The sequence below is a fragment of the Halorubrum amylolyticum genome (assembly GCF_004114995.1).
Lineage (GTDB): Archaea > Halobacteriota > Halobacteria > Halobacteriales > Haloferacaceae > Halorubrum > Halorubrum amylolyticum.
On sequence record NZ_SDJP01000001.1, the window covers coordinates 48477 to 62345 of the forward strand.

12 protein-coding genes are annotated in these 13869 nt (G+C 68.9%); 4 read left to right on the forward strand and 8 right to left on the reverse strand.

What is annotated here, in order from left to right; genetic code table 11:
• The first annotated feature begins 86 nt into the window (after nucleotides 1–86).
• Both ESO89_RS00255 and ESO89_RS00260 read left to right on the forward strand, forming a co-directional pair.
• Nucleotides 87–2567: a methyl-accepting chemotaxis protein gene (locus ESO89_RS00255; RefSeq protein ID WP_128903690.1), complete on the forward strand. Its 2481-nt coding sequence runs from the start codon at nucleotides 87–89 to the stop codon at nucleotides 2565–2567.
• A gap of 141 nt (nucleotides 2568–2708) precedes the next feature.
• Nucleotides 2709–3878, forward strand: coding sequence for a glutathione-independent formaldehyde dehydrogenase (locus ESO89_RS00260; protein ID WP_128903691.1), 1170 nt, complete (start codon nucleotides 2709–2711; stop codon nucleotides 3876–3878).
• A 59-nt stretch (nucleotides 3879–3937) separates the two neighbouring features.
• Here ESO89_RS00260 and ESO89_RS18325 read toward each other — a convergent pair whose 3' ends face one another.
• Complete coding sequence (locus ESO89_RS18325; protein WP_164932719.1) at nucleotides 3938–4105, reverse strand: hypothetical protein; 168 nt, start codon at nucleotides 4103–4105, stop codon at nucleotides 3938–3940.
• A 139-nt stretch (nucleotides 4106–4244) separates the two neighbouring features.
• Here ESO89_RS18325 and ESO89_RS18330 point away from each other — a divergent pair, with 139 nt between their 5' ends.
• The gene (locus tag ESO89_RS18330) at nucleotides 4245–4397 is read left to right on the forward strand and encodes a hypothetical protein (protein WP_164932720.1); all 153 of its coding nucleotides are present in this window, start codon (nucleotides 4245–4247) and stop codon (nucleotides 4395–4397) included.
• A gap of 10 nt (nucleotides 4398–4407) precedes the next feature.
• Here the strand turns inward: ESO89_RS18330 and ESO89_RS00265 are convergent, their stop codons facing one another.
• The 6 genes from ESO89_RS00265 to ESO89_RS00290 form a co-directional block, all read right to left on the reverse strand.
• A complete protein-coding gene (locus ESO89_RS00265) occupies nucleotides 4408–5559 on the reverse strand; it encodes a CobW family GTP-binding protein (protein WP_128903692.1) in 1152 nt (383 codons plus the stop codon).
• Nucleotides 5560–5647: 88 nt separating this feature from the next.
• Nucleotides 5648–6970 carry a histidine--tRNA ligase gene (hisS, locus tag ESO89_RS00270; protein ID WP_128903693.1) on the reverse strand — a complete coding sequence of 441 codons (1323 nt, stop codon included), beginning with the start codon at nucleotides 6968–6970 and terminating at the stop codon, nucleotides 5648–5650.
• A 105-nt stretch (nucleotides 6971–7075) separates the two neighbouring features.
• Entirely contained in the window at nucleotides 7076–9532 is a 2457-nt protein-coding gene (locus ESO89_RS00275; protein WP_128903694.1) for a methyl-accepting chemotaxis protein, read from the reverse strand.
• Nucleotides 9529–10788: an ABC transporter substrate-binding protein gene (locus ESO89_RS00280; protein WP_128903695.1), complete on the reverse strand. Its 1260-nt coding sequence runs from the start codon at nucleotides 10786–10788 to the stop codon at nucleotides 9529–9531. The genes ESO89_RS00275 and ESO89_RS00280 overlap by 4 nt, the downstream gene beginning before the upstream one ends.
• 307 nt (nucleotides 10789–11095) lie before the next feature.
• A complete protein-coding gene (locus tag ESO89_RS00285; RefSeq protein WP_128903696.1) occupies nucleotides 11096–11689 on the reverse strand; it encodes a DUF7411 family protein in 594 nt (197 codons plus the stop codon).
• On the reverse strand, nucleotides 11690–12043 hold the full coding sequence (locus tag ESO89_RS00290; RefSeq protein WP_128903697.1) for a DNA-binding protein: 354 nt from the start codon (nucleotides 12041–12043) through the stop codon (nucleotides 11690–11692). It lies immediately after the preceding gene.
• A gap of 159 nt (nucleotides 12044–12202) precedes the next feature.
• On the opposite strand from ESO89_RS00290, the gene ESO89_RS00295 reads away from it, so the two are divergent.
• Entirely contained in the window at nucleotides 12203–13309 is a 1107-nt protein-coding gene (locus tag ESO89_RS00295) for a 60S ribosomal export protein NMD3 (RefSeq protein WP_128903698.1), read from the forward strand.
• Between the two features lie 221 nt (nucleotides 13310–13530).
• Here ESO89_RS00295 and ESO89_RS00300 read toward each other — a convergent pair whose 3' ends face one another.
• Complete coding sequence (locus tag ESO89_RS00300; RefSeq protein WP_128903699.1) at nucleotides 13531–13722, reverse strand: UPF0175 family protein; 192 nt, start codon at nucleotides 13720–13722, stop codon at nucleotides 13531–13533.
• Nucleotides 13723–13869 lie beyond the last annotated feature (147 nt).

The window sequence follows — 13869 nt, forward strand, 5'->3', positions numbered from 1 at the left end:
CCGGCCACGGGGCCGGACACCGGAGAACTATCACGTCTGATAGCTAGCCGGGTGGTTTTATAAACTGACGCGAGAAGCGCAGCGCAATGCCTACAGACGAGGATATCGGCCTCTCTCGGGGAATCTACGACCGTCTCCGCGGGCGATATATTTTCAAAATCGCAGCGGTGATACTGATCGTCTCGGCGGTGTTGCTCGGGGCGGGCGCGCTCACGTTCGATCAGGTCCAAGCGAGCGTGCAGTCCGACGCCCGAGAGACGCTGATCTCGTCGGCCGAGCGCGAGGCGGAGGGGATCGAAGGGTTCATCGAGGAAGGGAACGACCACGCGCGGCGCATCTCCTCGGAGAGCCGGGTTCAGTCGGGGAACGAGAACGTGATTCGCAACGAACTCAACAACAACGACCGAATCCTCCCGGGGTACGTCGTCGACATCCACTACTACGATCTGGTGTCGAACGAGATCGTGGTGAGCACCGCAACGGGGAGAGAGGATACCACGGTCGACAGCGACCTGCCGTGGGCGGTCGGTCCCGCCGGATTCGCGGGTCCCGATCAGGTTCGCTCGTTCGAGCCGTACGCCGCGGACGGAGAGACCCGGCTCGCGTTCGTCAGTCGGGTGGGTGACACGCCGGGGATGGCGATCGTGGTCACGACCAACCTCGCGGAGCGGGGGGCGCTCCTGAGCGCGCCGGTCGAGGGCGCGAACATGGAGATCGTCTCGTCGCAGACGGAGCGTGTCGCGCTCTCCGCGAACAGCGACGCGATCCTCGGAGAGTACTTCCTCATGGAGGAGCTCCCGCACCTCGAAACAACGAGCGACGAACCGCGCGTCGACGAGATCTCGGGCGCGGGACAGAACGTCGTCGACGCGGACCGGATCGTCGCGGCGAGCGTTCCGGTCGAGACCAAGCCGTGGACCGTCGTGGTCGCGGCGCCCGAAAGTCAGGTGTACGGGACCGTCGGCGACGTGACCCGGAGCGTGCTGCTCCTGATCGGCATCGCGATCGTCGGGCTCGTCGGCGTGGGCGCGTTCATCTCTCGGGACGTGAACGGCTCCGTCCGCGAGCTCCGCGGGTACGCCGAGTCGATCGAGACGGGCGACCTCGACGTCGACATCGATCGGTCCCGGGCCGACGAGTTCGGCCAGCTCTCGGGGCTGTTCGACCGCATCCGTAACACGATGCGCGAGCAGATCGGGGCGGTCGAGGAGTCCGCAGAGGAGGCCGATGCGGCCCGCGAGGAGGCCGAGGCGCTCTCGGGACACCTCGAAGCGAAGGCCGACGAGTACGGCGAGGAGATCGACGCGGTCGCCGCGGGCGATCTCACCCGCCGGCTCGACCCCGAGAGCGACAGCGAGGCGATGACCGAGATCGCGACCTCGGTAAACGGGATGCTCGACCGCGTCGAGGGGCTCGTCGTCGCCATTCAGGACGCGGCCGAGACCGTCGGCGAGCAGAGCTCCGCGGTGACCGCGTCCGCCGAGGAGGTGGAGTCGACCAGCGTCGACGTCGCGGAGAGCGTCGAGGAGATCTCCGTGGGCGCCGAGAAACAGGAGGAGAACCTCTCGACGGCCGCCGCGGAGCTCAACGACCTCTCGGCCACCGTCGAGGAGATCGCCTCCTCGACCGACGAGCTGGCGGCGCGGTCGGCCGCGACGGTCGAGACCGGCGAGGACGGCCGCGAGCAGGCGACCGCCGCGATCGACCACATGGACCGGATCGACACCGAGATGGGCAGCACCGTCGACGAGATGGCCGACCTCCGCGACGAGGTGGAGCGGATCGGCGAGGTGGTCGGGCTGATCGACGACATCGCCGAGCAGACGAACATCCTCGCGCTGAACGCCTCGATCGAGGCCGCCCGCGCCGGCGAGGCCGGCGAGGGCTTCGCGGTCGTCGCCCGCGAGGTGAAAGAGCTCGCGGAGGAGACCGCGGCGGCGACCACCGAGGTCGAGGAGCTCATCGCGGGCGTCGAGGACTCCACCCACTCCGTCGCGGAGGACATGTTCGCCATGGAAGAGGACGTGGAACAGGGCCGGGAGATCGTCGACGACACGGTCGACACGCTGGAGGCGATCGCCGAGGAGGTGTCGGACGCGAACGCGGGCATCCAGTCGATCAACGACGCAACCGACGAGCAGGCCGACTCGACGCAGGAGGCCGTCGCGATGATCGACGAGGTCTCGGAGGTGAGCGTCGAGACCGCGAGCGAGGCGCAGAACGTCTCCGCCGCCGCCGAGGAGCAGACAGCGGCGATCTCCCAGATCTCGTCGAGCGCGGAGTCGCTGTCGGCCCGCGCCGACGAACTCCGGACGCTGGCCGACGAGTTCGAGGCGCGCGACGACCGGGCCGGCGACGCGGAGGTCGGCCACGACGCCGGGGGCGCCGACGACGCGAGTGCCGGTGACGCCGACGGCGACGACGAGGAAGCCGCCGACGCGACCGTCGACGACGAGGAAGCCGACGACGGATTCGAGTCCGCGAAGGCGCGCGATCCGCCTCGGGACCCGTCCTCCCGAGACGGCGTCGACGCGGTCGACGGTTCGGTCCCGTCGGACGACGACTGACCGGGCCGCGCTCTCCTCGTCGCCGGCGGAGCCGCGCGAACGAGTCGACGTATAATTGAATTGTAACTCAATTTATTAACAGTATAATATAATGTAAAAACGTTTAGAATACGGGACGCCCATCGATCACACGGATCACACATGAGAGCTGTTGTATACCAAGGCCCGTACGACGTGGCCGTCGAGGAGGTAGACGACCCGGCGATCGAACACCCGAACGACGTCGTGGTCGACATCACGACCTCGTGTATCTGCGGCTCCGACCTCCACATGTACGAGGGTCGGACCGCCGCCGAGGAGGGGATCGTGTTCGGTCACGAGAACATGGGGGTCGTGAGCGAGGTCGGCGAGGCCGTCTCGACGCTAGAGGAGGGCGACCGCGTCGTGATGCCCTTTAACGTCTCCTGCGGGTTCTGTCAGAACTGCGAGGAGGGGTACACGGGGTTCTGTACCAACGTCAACCCCGGCTTCGCCGGCGGGGCGTACGGCTACGTCGCGATGGGGCCGTATCCGGGCGGACAGGCGGAGAAACTGCGCGTCCCGTACGCGGACCACAACGCGCTGAAGCTGCCCGAGGGCCGCGAACACGAGGACGCGTTCTCGCTGCTCGCGGACATCTTCCCGACCGGGTGGCACGGCACCGAGCTGGCGAACCTCCAGCCCGGCGAGTCCGTCGCCATCTTCGGCGCCGGGCCGGTCGGGCTGATGGCCGCCTACAGCGCGAAGATCAAGGGGGCCGCCGAGATCTACGTCGTCGATCAGGTGCCGAGCCGGCTGGAGCTGGCCGAGGAGCACTGCGACGCCCACACGATCGACTTCTCCGAGGGCGACCCGGTCGACCAGATCCTCGAGGCACACGGCGGGATGGTCGATAAGGGCGTCGACGCCGTCGGGTATCAGGCGACCGACCCCGACGACGTCGACACCGACACCGAGGACTACTCCTACCAGCCGGCCAAGGAGAACCCGGCGGTCGTGATCAACAACCTGATCCGCGTGGTCCGACCGACGGGCGAACTCGGCATCCCCGGCCTGTACGTGCCGGAGGACCCGGGCGCACCCGACGACATGGCCGCGCAGGGGCGGCTCGGCATCGACTTCGGGAAGTTCTTCGAGAAGGGGCTCAAGTGCGGCACGGGCCAGTGTAACGTGAAGGAGTACAACCGGTACCTCCGCGACATGATCATCGAGGGCCGCGCCGACCCGAGCTGGGTCGTCTCCCACCGCGTCAACCTCGACGAGGCGCCCGAGATGTACGAGGCGTTCGACGCCCGCGAAGAGGGCGTCACGAAGGTCCTGCTCGAACCCTGAGCCGCCGAGCCGCTGCCTCTCGCCGTCGCCGTTCCGACTTTTTCGACCCGCTCCGAGCGTCAGGCCCGGAGCCACGCCTTCGGGTGCTCGTCTCGGAGATGGGACTGGTACCGCCCGACGAGCTCCGGGTAGCCGTCGGCGACGCAGTGCCAGCCGCAGTGCTCGCAGGTGCGTTCGACCGCGTCGTCGTCCCCCTGAACGTATCCGCCGCGCCTGTACGTGACCATGAGTGTCTCGTCGCGGTCCGACCGCGCCGATGGGTACCGTACGCCACGGACGGGGTTCACTCTGTCGGCGCTCGGAGAGCTACTCCCCGGCGTCCGGACCGCCGAAACCGGTATGTCCGTCCCGCGCGTTGCGGCCCGTATGTGTAAGTACTGCAACTGGGCGTTCCACGACGGCTGGGGGGAGCTGTTGAAGTACGACGACGTCTACCAGTCGGCGGTCGGCGCCGAGACCGAGTCCACTCACGGGTTCCACGAGGACTGGGACGACCTGCAGGCGGAGCTGGAGATCTGACTCGGCGGCCTCAGAGCGGGAAGGCGTCGGCGGCCGACGCCTGGTCCGCGTCCGACGCCGCCAGCGCGTCGAGCTCCCCGCGAATCCGCGCTTCGTCCATCTCGCTGCCGATGAAGACGAGCCGCGTGCGCCGGTCGTCGTCGGGCCCCCACTCGCCGATCGGCCCCGCCTGCACCGAGGGGCCGGCCTGACTCACGCCGATGACCTCGTCGGTGCCCGCGACGTTGGCGACCCCCTTCGCCCGAACGATGGCGCCGTCCCAGTCGTCGAGCCAGTCGGCGAACGACTCGGGATCGAGCGCGTCGGCGGACCGGTAGACGAACGAGTCGACGCCGTGGGCCGCGGCGGCGCCCTCGGCGTGGTTGTGGGCGTGGCCCTCTTCCGTCCCTCCGTGTTCGTGGCCCTCTTCCGTCCCTCCGTGTTCGTGACCGTCGCCCTCGCTTTCCGCGATCGCGCGCTTCCACCCCGGCGACCGCTTGGCCGTCTCGAAGTCGAACCGTCCCGTGTCGAGCACGTCGCCGGGGTCGACCTCGGAGTAGCTCGTTCGGATGCGCTTCGCGCGCGGGCCGAGCCGTTCGGCGACCGACTCGATCTCGTCGAGCACGTCGTCGGGGACCATGTCCGTCTTGTTCAACACGAGGACGTCGCAGAACTCGATCCCCTCGACGAGCACGTCCGCGAGGGGCCGGTCCGCCGCCGGCTCCCCGTCGCCCGGCAGGCTCTCGCCCGCGTCGAATTCCTTCCAGAACCCGTAGGTGTCGAGGACGGTCACCATCGTGTCGAGCCGGAAGCGCTCGGTCGGCTCGATCTCCGACTCGTCGGTCCCCTCCGTGAACGCCCGCGCGACCGGGATCGGCTGGGAGATGCCCGACGACTCGACGAGGAGGTAGTCGAACTCCCGCGACGCCGCGAGCGCCGCGGCCTCGCTCAACAGGTCGTCCTGCAGCCGACAGCAGATGCAGCCGTTCGAGAGGTCGACGATCCCCTCTTCGTCGTTCTCGCGCGCGACGAGCTCGGCGTCGACGTTCACCTCGCCCATGTCGTTCAGGATGACGGCGATCCGCCTGTCGCCGGGGTTCGCGAGCAGGTGGTTCACCATCGTCGTCTTCCCGGCGCCGAGGTATCCGCTGAGAACGGTCACGGGAATCCGGTCGTCGCTCATACGTGTTACCGTGAGACGTGCTATCAGTATGAAACGATCGATCGGGATGGTCCTGTCGGCGGTCGGCGAGGGCGACCGTGCCGCCTCGCTACTCGTAGTCTTCGTAGGTCGGCAGCCCCTCCTCGGGCGGGAACTCCGCGACCGGCACGGTCGTCTCGTCGCCGCTTTCCATGTCTTTCACCGTGTACTCGCCGTTCTCCAAGTCGCGCTCGCCGACGACCACGACCGTCTCGGCGTTGATCGAGTCGGCGTAGCCGAGCTGGGCGCCGAACGACCGGTCGGAGACGTCCTGCTCGACGACCACGTCGTCGCCGAGCGCGCGGAGGTCGCTCGCGAGCGCGGCCGCCTCGGAACGCGTGTCGCCCACGCTGAGCACGTAGTAGTCGGTCGTCAGCTCCTCGTCGGGCCAGACGCCGGCCCGCTGACAGAGGAGCTTGAGCGTGGCGTGGCCGGGCGCGACCCCGACCGCGGGGGTGGGCTGGCCGCCGAAGCTCTCGATGAGGTCGTCGTAGCGCCCGCCGCCGAAGACGGAGCGCGACACCTCGCCGGTGGAGTCAAAGCACTCGAAGACGACGCCGGTGTAGTAGTCGAGCCCGCGGGCGGTCGTCAGCGACACGTCGCAGAACTCGCCCGCGCCGAAGTCGTTGGCGGCGGCGAGCACGTTCCGGAGGTTCTCGACGGCGGCCTCGACCTCCTCGCCGCCGGCCTCGGCGACCGCGTCGAGGTCCTCGGGGGCGTCGACGCCCGAGATGAGGTCGTCGAACTCGCGGGCGGTCGCGCGGTCGAGCCCGGCGTCCGAGAGGAGCCCGAGGTACTCGCCGTCGTCGACCTTCGCGCGCTTGTCGACCGCGCGGATCGCGGCCGCGGTGTCGACCGCGTCCGGGTCGTCCGCGAGCGCGCGGACGAGGCCGCCGAGGATGTCGCGGTGCGAGACGCGGAACTCGAAGTCGTCGCCGGTGAGTCCCAGGCTCGTGAGCGCGTCGGCGGCGACCGCGAGCACCTCGGCGTCGGCCTCGGGCGCCGAGGAGCCGAACACGTCGATGTTCGTCTGGTAGAACTCGCGGAACCGGCCCTGCTGGACCTGCTCGTAGCGCCAGAACGGGCGGGTGGAGACCCACTTGATCGGTTTCGAGAGCTCCTGTCCCTTCGCGACCACCATTCGAGCGACGGTGGGCGTGAGTTCCGGCGTGAGCGAGACGCCGCGGCCGCCCTTGTCGTCGAAGGCGTACAGCTCCTCGACGATCTCCTCGCCGGACTTGTCGACGTACATCTCCGTCCGCTCCAAGGCTGGGGTGGCGATCTCGCGGAAGCCGTACCGGCTCGCGGCGTCCTCGATCGCGTCCGTCACCTCGCGGCGGGCCGACTGCTCGCCGGGGTAGAAGTCGCGGAATCCCTTGAGGCCGTCGTACATGCACGTCGGTTCGGCGAGCGCCCGCTTGAAAGCATCCTTTCGGGGGCGACCGCCGGCCCGGCAGACACGAAGAGAGGGCGAAAGCGGGAAGCGAGACCCGAGCCGTCAGTCCGAGTCCGCTTCGCCCGTCGGGGCGGGGTCAGCGGCGCCCGGGTCAGTGGGTGCGGGGTCGGCGGCGCCGGGGTCGGCGGCCTCCGGGTCAGTGGGGGCGGTGCCGGACGCGAGGGAACCGAGAGAGCCCTCCTCGCCGTCCGCCGGTTCCACGTCGGCGTCCGTCTCGAACCGATCGAGCGTCTCCGAGAGCCGGGCGGCGCGCTCGGAGAGCGACGAGACGGACTTCGAGACCTCGGTGAGCGAGGTGGTCTGCTCCTCGGCGGCCGCGGCGACGTTGTCAGCCTCGGATGCGGTCTCTTCGCTGATCGTCGCCACCTCGTCGGCCATGGAGACGACCTCCTCGGTGGAGGCGGCCTGCTCTTCCGTCACGTCGGATATCTCTTGGACCCCGTCGTTGGTCTCGTCGGCGAGGTCGGCGATGTGTTCGAGGTCGTCGACTGCGGCCTCGACGCGCTCCGCGGCATCGTCGATCTGATCGCTCGTCGACTCGACCTCGGCCGTCGACTGATCCATCCGGTCGCGGATCGCGTCGATCCGGGACTCCGCGGTCTCCGCGGCGTCCTTCACCTCGTCGGACAGCGTCTTGATCTCCTCCGCGACCACCTCGAACCCCTTGCCGGCCTCCCCGGCCGAGCGAGCGGCCTCGATGTTGGCGTTCAACGCGAGGATATTCGTCTGCTCCGCGATCTCGGAGATCCGGTCTATCAGCTGGTCCACCTCGCTCACCTCCTCGTCGAGCGCGTGGATCGCCGCGACCGCCTCCTCGACGGTCTCCTCGGTCGTCTCCATCTCGTCGATCGCGTCTCTGGCGGCCTCCTGACCGCGGTTCCCCGCCTCCGCCGTCCGCGCGGCGGCGTCGGCGACCTGGTCGGACGACGAGGCGACCTCCTCGATCGTCGCGGAGAGGTCGCTCATCTCGTCGCTCACCTCCATCAGCGACTCGTTCTGATCGGCGGCGCCCCGCGAGATCTCGTCGACCGAGCCCGCGACCTCGGACGCCGTCTCGGCCACCTCCTCGGCGGAGGCCGTCGCCTGCTCGGACGCCGAGGCGACCTCGTCGGCGAACGCCGAGAGGCGGGCGTACGTCCGCTCGATCTCCGCGATCATCCCGTTGAACTCCTCGGCGATCGCGGCCATCGCCTCGTCGTCGGTGTCGGTCCGCATCCGTGCGGTGAGGTCGCCGTCGGCCGCCTCCCGCATCGTCTCGCCGTAGTCGTCGGCGGTCGACTGGAGCCGGTCGTTGCGCCGCGCCATCCGCTCGCGCTCGGCCTCGGCGGCCTCCTGTGCGGTCTCGGCCTCGTCGATCTTGGTGCTGAGGGAGTCGCGCATCGCGCCGAACGATCCGTACAGCCGGCCGATCTCGTCGATTCGGTTCGTCTCCAGATCGACCGAGAGGTCGCCGGCCTCCATGCGCTCCGCGCGGTCGCGGAGGTCGCGCAGCGGGCCGACCGTCTGCCGACTCAACGCGATCCCGACGACGACGAGCGAGAGGAGCCCGGCGCCGATCACCGTCAGGACGCTGGTTCCGACCGCGTCGCCGGCGGCGAAGGCCTGCGCGGTCGGAACGGTGGTGACGGCGACCCACTCCTTGTCGCCGGTCGAGGCGTACGCCGCCACCTCGTCGTCACCCCGATCGAAGGCGGTCCCGTCGCGGGACGCCCCGAGCCGGCCGACGATGTCGCTTTCGGCGTTCAGCGTGGCGTTGCCGCCGGAGAGGATAGTCTCGCCGTCGGAGTCCACGATCATCGTCTCTTGGTCGGCGTGGAGCTGCCGGAGGTTGTCGACCCGGTACTGCAGGGTCCCGACCAGCACGACGACGCGCGACTCGTCGCCCGCGACGGGGCTGGCGAACGCCATCACCTGATCGCCCATGGCGCTCGACTCGTAGGCGCTCGGTGAGTTCCAGACGTCGTTCGACGAGGTGAGGTCGACGCCGGGCTCGACGTCGCTCCACGGAGCCTCGATCCCGTCGACCGACTCGCCGCGGAGGGCGGGCGACGTGCTCGTGACGACGCTCCCCTCGGCCGTATCGACGAGGTGGATCGCCCGCACGTCGACCGGAAGCTGCGCCTGCTTCTGTATCAGCTCTCCCTCGGCAGTCCCGGCGTCCGCCCCCGAGAGCGCCTGCGTCGACGAGACGGATCGGGTGTGGGTCTCCATCGAGACCGCCCACTCGTTGATCGAGTCGGCGTGCATGTCCACCGTCGATGTGAGCTGCTGTTCGGCGTCCTGCTCGACCGTGGCCTCGGCGCTCGCGTAGTTCACGCCGCCGACGACCGCGAGGACGACCACGACGAGGAGGATGGAGATGACGAACTTCGCCCGGTAGTTGCGCCGGATCACGCCCGGCGTAAGCCGCCTCGTGGCTCGGCCGACGACCGTTTCGTCGGCGTCGTTCGCGGTGTTGTTCGACGAGTCACCGATCTTCTGCGACTCCTCGTCGCTCATGCGCCCACCTCCGGAGAGACCTCCTCGATGACGCTGATCCCGTCGGCGTCGTACCGGAAGTACTCGTAGTCGATCCCGGAGACGTCGCCGTTCTCGTCGAAGGCAATCTCGCTCGACGCGCCCCGGTACTCGACGGGGTCGCCGGCGGCGGCGCGGCGCACGCCCTCGGCGAGCGAGTCAGGCGTGACCTCGGTGCCGCCCTGCGAGACGACGCGGCGCATCTGCTCACGGATCGCGCCCCCGTCGTTCTCGCCCGCGGCGGCGTTCGCGAGGAGGAGCACCGCCGCGGCGTCGTACCCGTTCGCGGTGAAGATGGTCGGGGCGCTCCCGTACTCGGACTCGTAGCGCTCCGCGAAGGCGTCGTACCCCGGACCGTTCGAGGACGGCGCCGTCCCGTAGACGTTCGACATCGGCTCGCCGACCTGCTCCGGGAGCGACGAGTCCATCATCCCGTCGGTGGTGAACACGGTCTCGTCGCCGGCGTAGCCGTCGTAGTAGTGACCGAATATCTCGACGCCGTCCTCCGGGTAGCCGATCACGAAGAGCAGGTCGGGCTCGCCGGAGAGCGCGGTCGCGAGCGGCTCCTCGTACTCGTCGGAGAAGGAGACCTGTCGCTGTATCTCGCCGTCGAACGACGTGGCGAAGGCGCCGGAGAGCTGCCGGCCGTAGTCGCCCGCGATGTGGAGCGTCGCCGCGGAGGACGCGCCGTGCTCGTCGGCAGCGAGCCCCGCGGCGACGACGGCCTGCAGCGAGTCGTCCGGCGCGGTCCGGAAGCTGAACCCGCGGTCGTTGAGGATCGACAGCGTCGGCGTCGTGCTCGCGGGCGAGCAGTTGACGACCTCCGCGGGGATGGAGGCCTGCTGGACCGCTTGCAGGGTCACGTCGGAGCCGAGCGGCCCGGCGACCGCGGGGAACCCCGCGTCGACGAGCGTCCGCATCGCGTCGATCCCCCCGCGCGCCGTCGTCTCCGAGTCCTCGATCCGCCACTCGACGTCGGCCTCGACGTCTGAGGCGTCGAGCTGTTTCCCCGGAAGCTTGGCCGCGTCGGCGATCGGGGTGCCGACGGACTCCAACCCGCCGGAGAGCGCCATGACGCCCCCGTACCGGAGGGTCCGCTCCGACAGGGGCGTGCGGCGATCTTCGGTGCGTTCGGCGTTCGATCCGAGACAGCCGCCGAGCCCGAGCGCGGCGGCTCCGGACGCCGCGGCCAGCAGCTCGCGACGGCTGCGTTTCGTTATCGGTCTGTTACGACACACACGCGTTCGGAATCCGCTCCGGGGTTTAACCCCTAACCCCGAGTTATCGGATGAGATAATCGGGTGCATGGGGTTTATGCCCGAGGGCTGAGAGAACGCGTGACACGGTATCAAACGGTGGATTCGCGACAGCTCCGAATCCGGTTCGAAGATGTCGCCGTCTGAGAAACGGAGCGACGGCGGGCGAGGGAAGGCGAAACGGGGTCGGTGATGGCGCCGGGGCGTGAAGGGCTCGTCTCCGTCGTTCAACTCGCCGGGTCGTTCCGCCCGCTCGAGTCGATTTCCCTGCCCTCGCCGCTCGGCCCGCTCAGTCGTTCCGGCCGTGGACGTACGTCTGGTCGTGGTCCGGGAACACCTCGCCGACGGTCTCCTCGCCGTGTTCGTCGGCGATGAGCGTCCGGAGCTCGTCCTCGTAGTCGGCCTTGGGGACCTCCTCGCTCGGCCCCTGCTGGACGTCGAACGTCTCTTCGACGAGGCGGTCGACGGCGTGGCGGCCGAAGCCGGAGAGGGGGGAGATGTAGTCGATCCCGTGACGGTCCTCCAAGCTCTGCGCCTGCGCGCGCGACACCGTGGGGACCCGGTCGTCGCGGCGCGTGCCGTCGGCGATAGCGTCGACGTCGCGGCCCGCGATCGCCTCCAAAGCGTGCTCGTGGACCCGTTGAATCCCGTTTCGCGGGTACCCATCGTCGATCATCGTCCGGGCCGTCTCCTCGGCGACCTCCCGGTCGAGGTCGACGCGCTCGAACGGGAAGCCCAGCTCCGCGGCCGCGCGCTCGGCGTGTTCCCAGTCGTCGGTGAGTCCGAAGCTGCCGGTGACGCAGCGCACGTCGTAGAATCGGTCGAGCAGGTGGGCGGCGAGCGAGGAGTCTTTCCCCCCGCTGTACAGCAGCGCGAGCTCCATCTATCGCCGCCGGATGTCGAAGCTCTGCTGGTCGGGCTGGAGTTCCTTCAGGAGGTCGCGCATCTGGTCTTCGTCGATCTGTCCCTGAATCCGCCCGCTCTGCGCGAGCGCCGCGACCTGCTGTTTCACCTTGTCGCCGAACTCCGGCTTCGACATCGCGACCGCGTTGAGCCGCTGGCGCGCGCCGTCCGTGAGGTACTGCTTGAGCACGGCCTCCTGTTGGGCCTCGGCGCGCTCCTGCGCCTGCTGTTGGGCCTCGGCGTCGGCCTCGCCGCCCTGCTGGCGCTCGCGGAGCTCTTCCATCTTCTTTTCTCGCAGCTCTTCGAGCCGTTCGTCGTCGGGGGTCTCGCTCATACGCACCCGTTCTCGGTCCGTGCGAAAAACGATTTCGGAGGGATCGACCGTTTCAGAGGGATCGACCGTTTCAGAGGGATCGACCGCGACGCGCCCCCGGCGGCCCCGAGCGAGGCCGGTCCGCGCCGCTTAAACGCCTCCTCGGCGTAGCCGCCGGTAATGAGCGAGTCGCGGGAGTTCTGTCCCCGGTGTGGCGACGCCGTCCCGGAGCGGCGCGAGCCGCTTCCCGGCGACCCCGGCGGACGGGACGCGCTGCTGTGTGACGACTGCTACTTCGAGGACTTCGAACTGGTCGACGCGCCCGACCGGATCGAGGTGTTGGTCTGTTCCGGCTGCGGCGCGGTCCGCCGGGGCGAGTCGTGGCGGGACGTGGGCGCGCGCGACTACACCGACGTCGCAGTCGACGAGGTCGCGGAGGCGCTCGGGGTCCACGTCGACGCCGAAGACGTCGAGTGGGGCGTCGAGCCCGAGCAGGTCGACGAGAACAATGTCCGGATGCACTGCCGGTTCTCGGGGGTCGTCCGCGGGACGCTCCGCTCCGCGGAGGTCACCGTCCCGGTCAAAATTTCGCGGGGGACCTGCGACCGCTGCGGTCGGATCGCCGGCGGCTACTACGCCGGGATCGTGCAGGTGCGCGCGGACGAGCGCGAGCTGACGCCCGTGGAGCGCGCCGAGGCGCTCGACATCGCCGAGTCGTACGTCGCCGACCAAGAGGCCGACGGCGACCGCGAGGCGTTCATCACGGAGGTCAAAGAGACCGACGACGGGCCGGACATCAAGCTCTCCTCGAACCGGCTCGCACAGAACGTCGCGACGCGGATCACGGAGTCGCTCGGCGGGAGCTTCGAGTCGTACCCGACGCTCGTCACCGAAGACAGCGACGGCAACGAGGTGTACCGGGTGACGTTCGCGGTCCGCCTCCCGCGCTACGCCGAAGGCGAGGTAATCGACCCCGAGGACGGCGACGGCCCCGTGCTCGTCACGAGCGTCTCCGGCCGGCTCCGCGGCGTCCGCCTCGCCACGGGTGCGGAGTACATCTCCGAGTTCGAGGACGCGGCGGCCCCGGACGCGACCCGCCTCGGTCGCCGGGACGACGCCGCGGAGACGACGGTGGTGACGGTGGAAGACGAGAACGCGGTCCAGGTGCTCGACCCGGTCACCTACGAGGCGAAGACGGTTCCGAACCCCGACTTCGTCGACGGCGACGCCGACTCGGTGCTCGCGTTCGAGCACGGCGGCGAGGTCCACCTCGTCCCCGAGGAGTAGTTCGCCAGCACCTCCGGTATTTATATCCCCGAGCGACTGCGATGGCCGCTTATAAGTGATACCTCACCCGATCCGCATCACGTACTCCCGTCATCGATCGAGAAGCACCGCTCAGCGATCTGCCGTTGCGGACGAGAATATATCTGCAGAAGAGGATCTCAACAGCCCTGACGGATCGAAATCCGCCGCCTCGCGTGTCGACGTCGTTCAGTCGCTTCCGATCAGTCGGCGTGGACGGGCTGCTCCTCCCCGAGCGCGGCGGCGCGCTCCGACTCGGTCACCTCGATCCCGCGGCGCTCCAACTGCTCGACGAACTCCGCCTCGCTGAGACCGGCCTGCGCGGCGGCCTGAGAGAGTGTCAGTGTTCGCGCCCCGTACAGCGTCAGCGCGGTCGCCAGCCCCTTCGTTGCCATACCTACTCTACTGGCGTGAGGGTTTATGAAGGTTACTAATCGATTGAGGTTCCTGATACACCTTATACGATATATATTGACAGTTGATCAGTCCGTGGTAATATAATGCGTTCCGGGTGCCCTCTCGATCGGTACGTAACGTCGATC

Bases quoted from the DNA above. Each gene is read 5' to 3' on its own strand.
- ESO89_RS00255 (WP_128903690.1), top strand. From the start codon at position 87: ATGCCTACAGACGAGGATATCGGCCTCTCTCGGGGAATCTACGACCGT.
- ESO89_RS00260 (WP_128903691.1), top strand. From the start codon at position 2,709: ATGAGAGCTGTTGTATACCAAGGCCCGTACGACGTGGCCGTCGAGGAG.
- ESO89_RS18325 (WP_164932719.1), bottom strand. From the start codon at position 4,105: ATGGTCACGTACAGGCGCGGCGGATACGTTCAGGGGGACGACGACGCG.
- ESO89_RS18330 (WP_164932720.1), top strand. From the start codon at position 4,245: ATGTGTAAGTACTGCAACTGGGCGTTCCACGACGGCTGGGGGGAGCTG.
- ESO89_RS00265 (WP_128903692.1), bottom strand. From the start codon at position 5,559: ATGAGCGACGACCGGATTCCCGTGACCGTTCTCAGCGGATACCTCGGC.
- hisS (WP_128903693.1), bottom strand. From the start codon at position 6,970: ATGTACGACGGCCTCAAGGGATTCCGCGACTTCTACCCCGGCGAGCAG.
- ESO89_RS00275 (WP_128903694.1), bottom strand. From the start codon at position 9,532: ATGAGCGACGAGGAGTCGCAGAAGATCGGTGACTCGTCGAACAACACC.
- ESO89_RS00285 (WP_128903696.1), bottom strand. From the start codon at position 11,689: ATGGAGCTCGCGCTGCTGTACAGCGGGGGGAAAGACTCCTCGCTCGCC.
- ESO89_RS00290 (WP_128903697.1), bottom strand. From the start codon at position 12,043: ATGAGCGAGACCCCCGACGACGAACGGCTCGAAGAGCTGCGAGAAAAG.
- ESO89_RS00295 (WP_128903698.1), top strand. From the start codon at position 12,203: ATGAGCGAGTCGCGGGAGTTCTGTCCCCGGTGTGGCGACGCCGTCCCG.
- ESO89_RS00300 (WP_128903699.1), bottom strand. From the start codon at position 13,722: ATGGCAACGAAGGGGCTGGCGACCGCGCTGACGCTGTACGGGGCGCGA.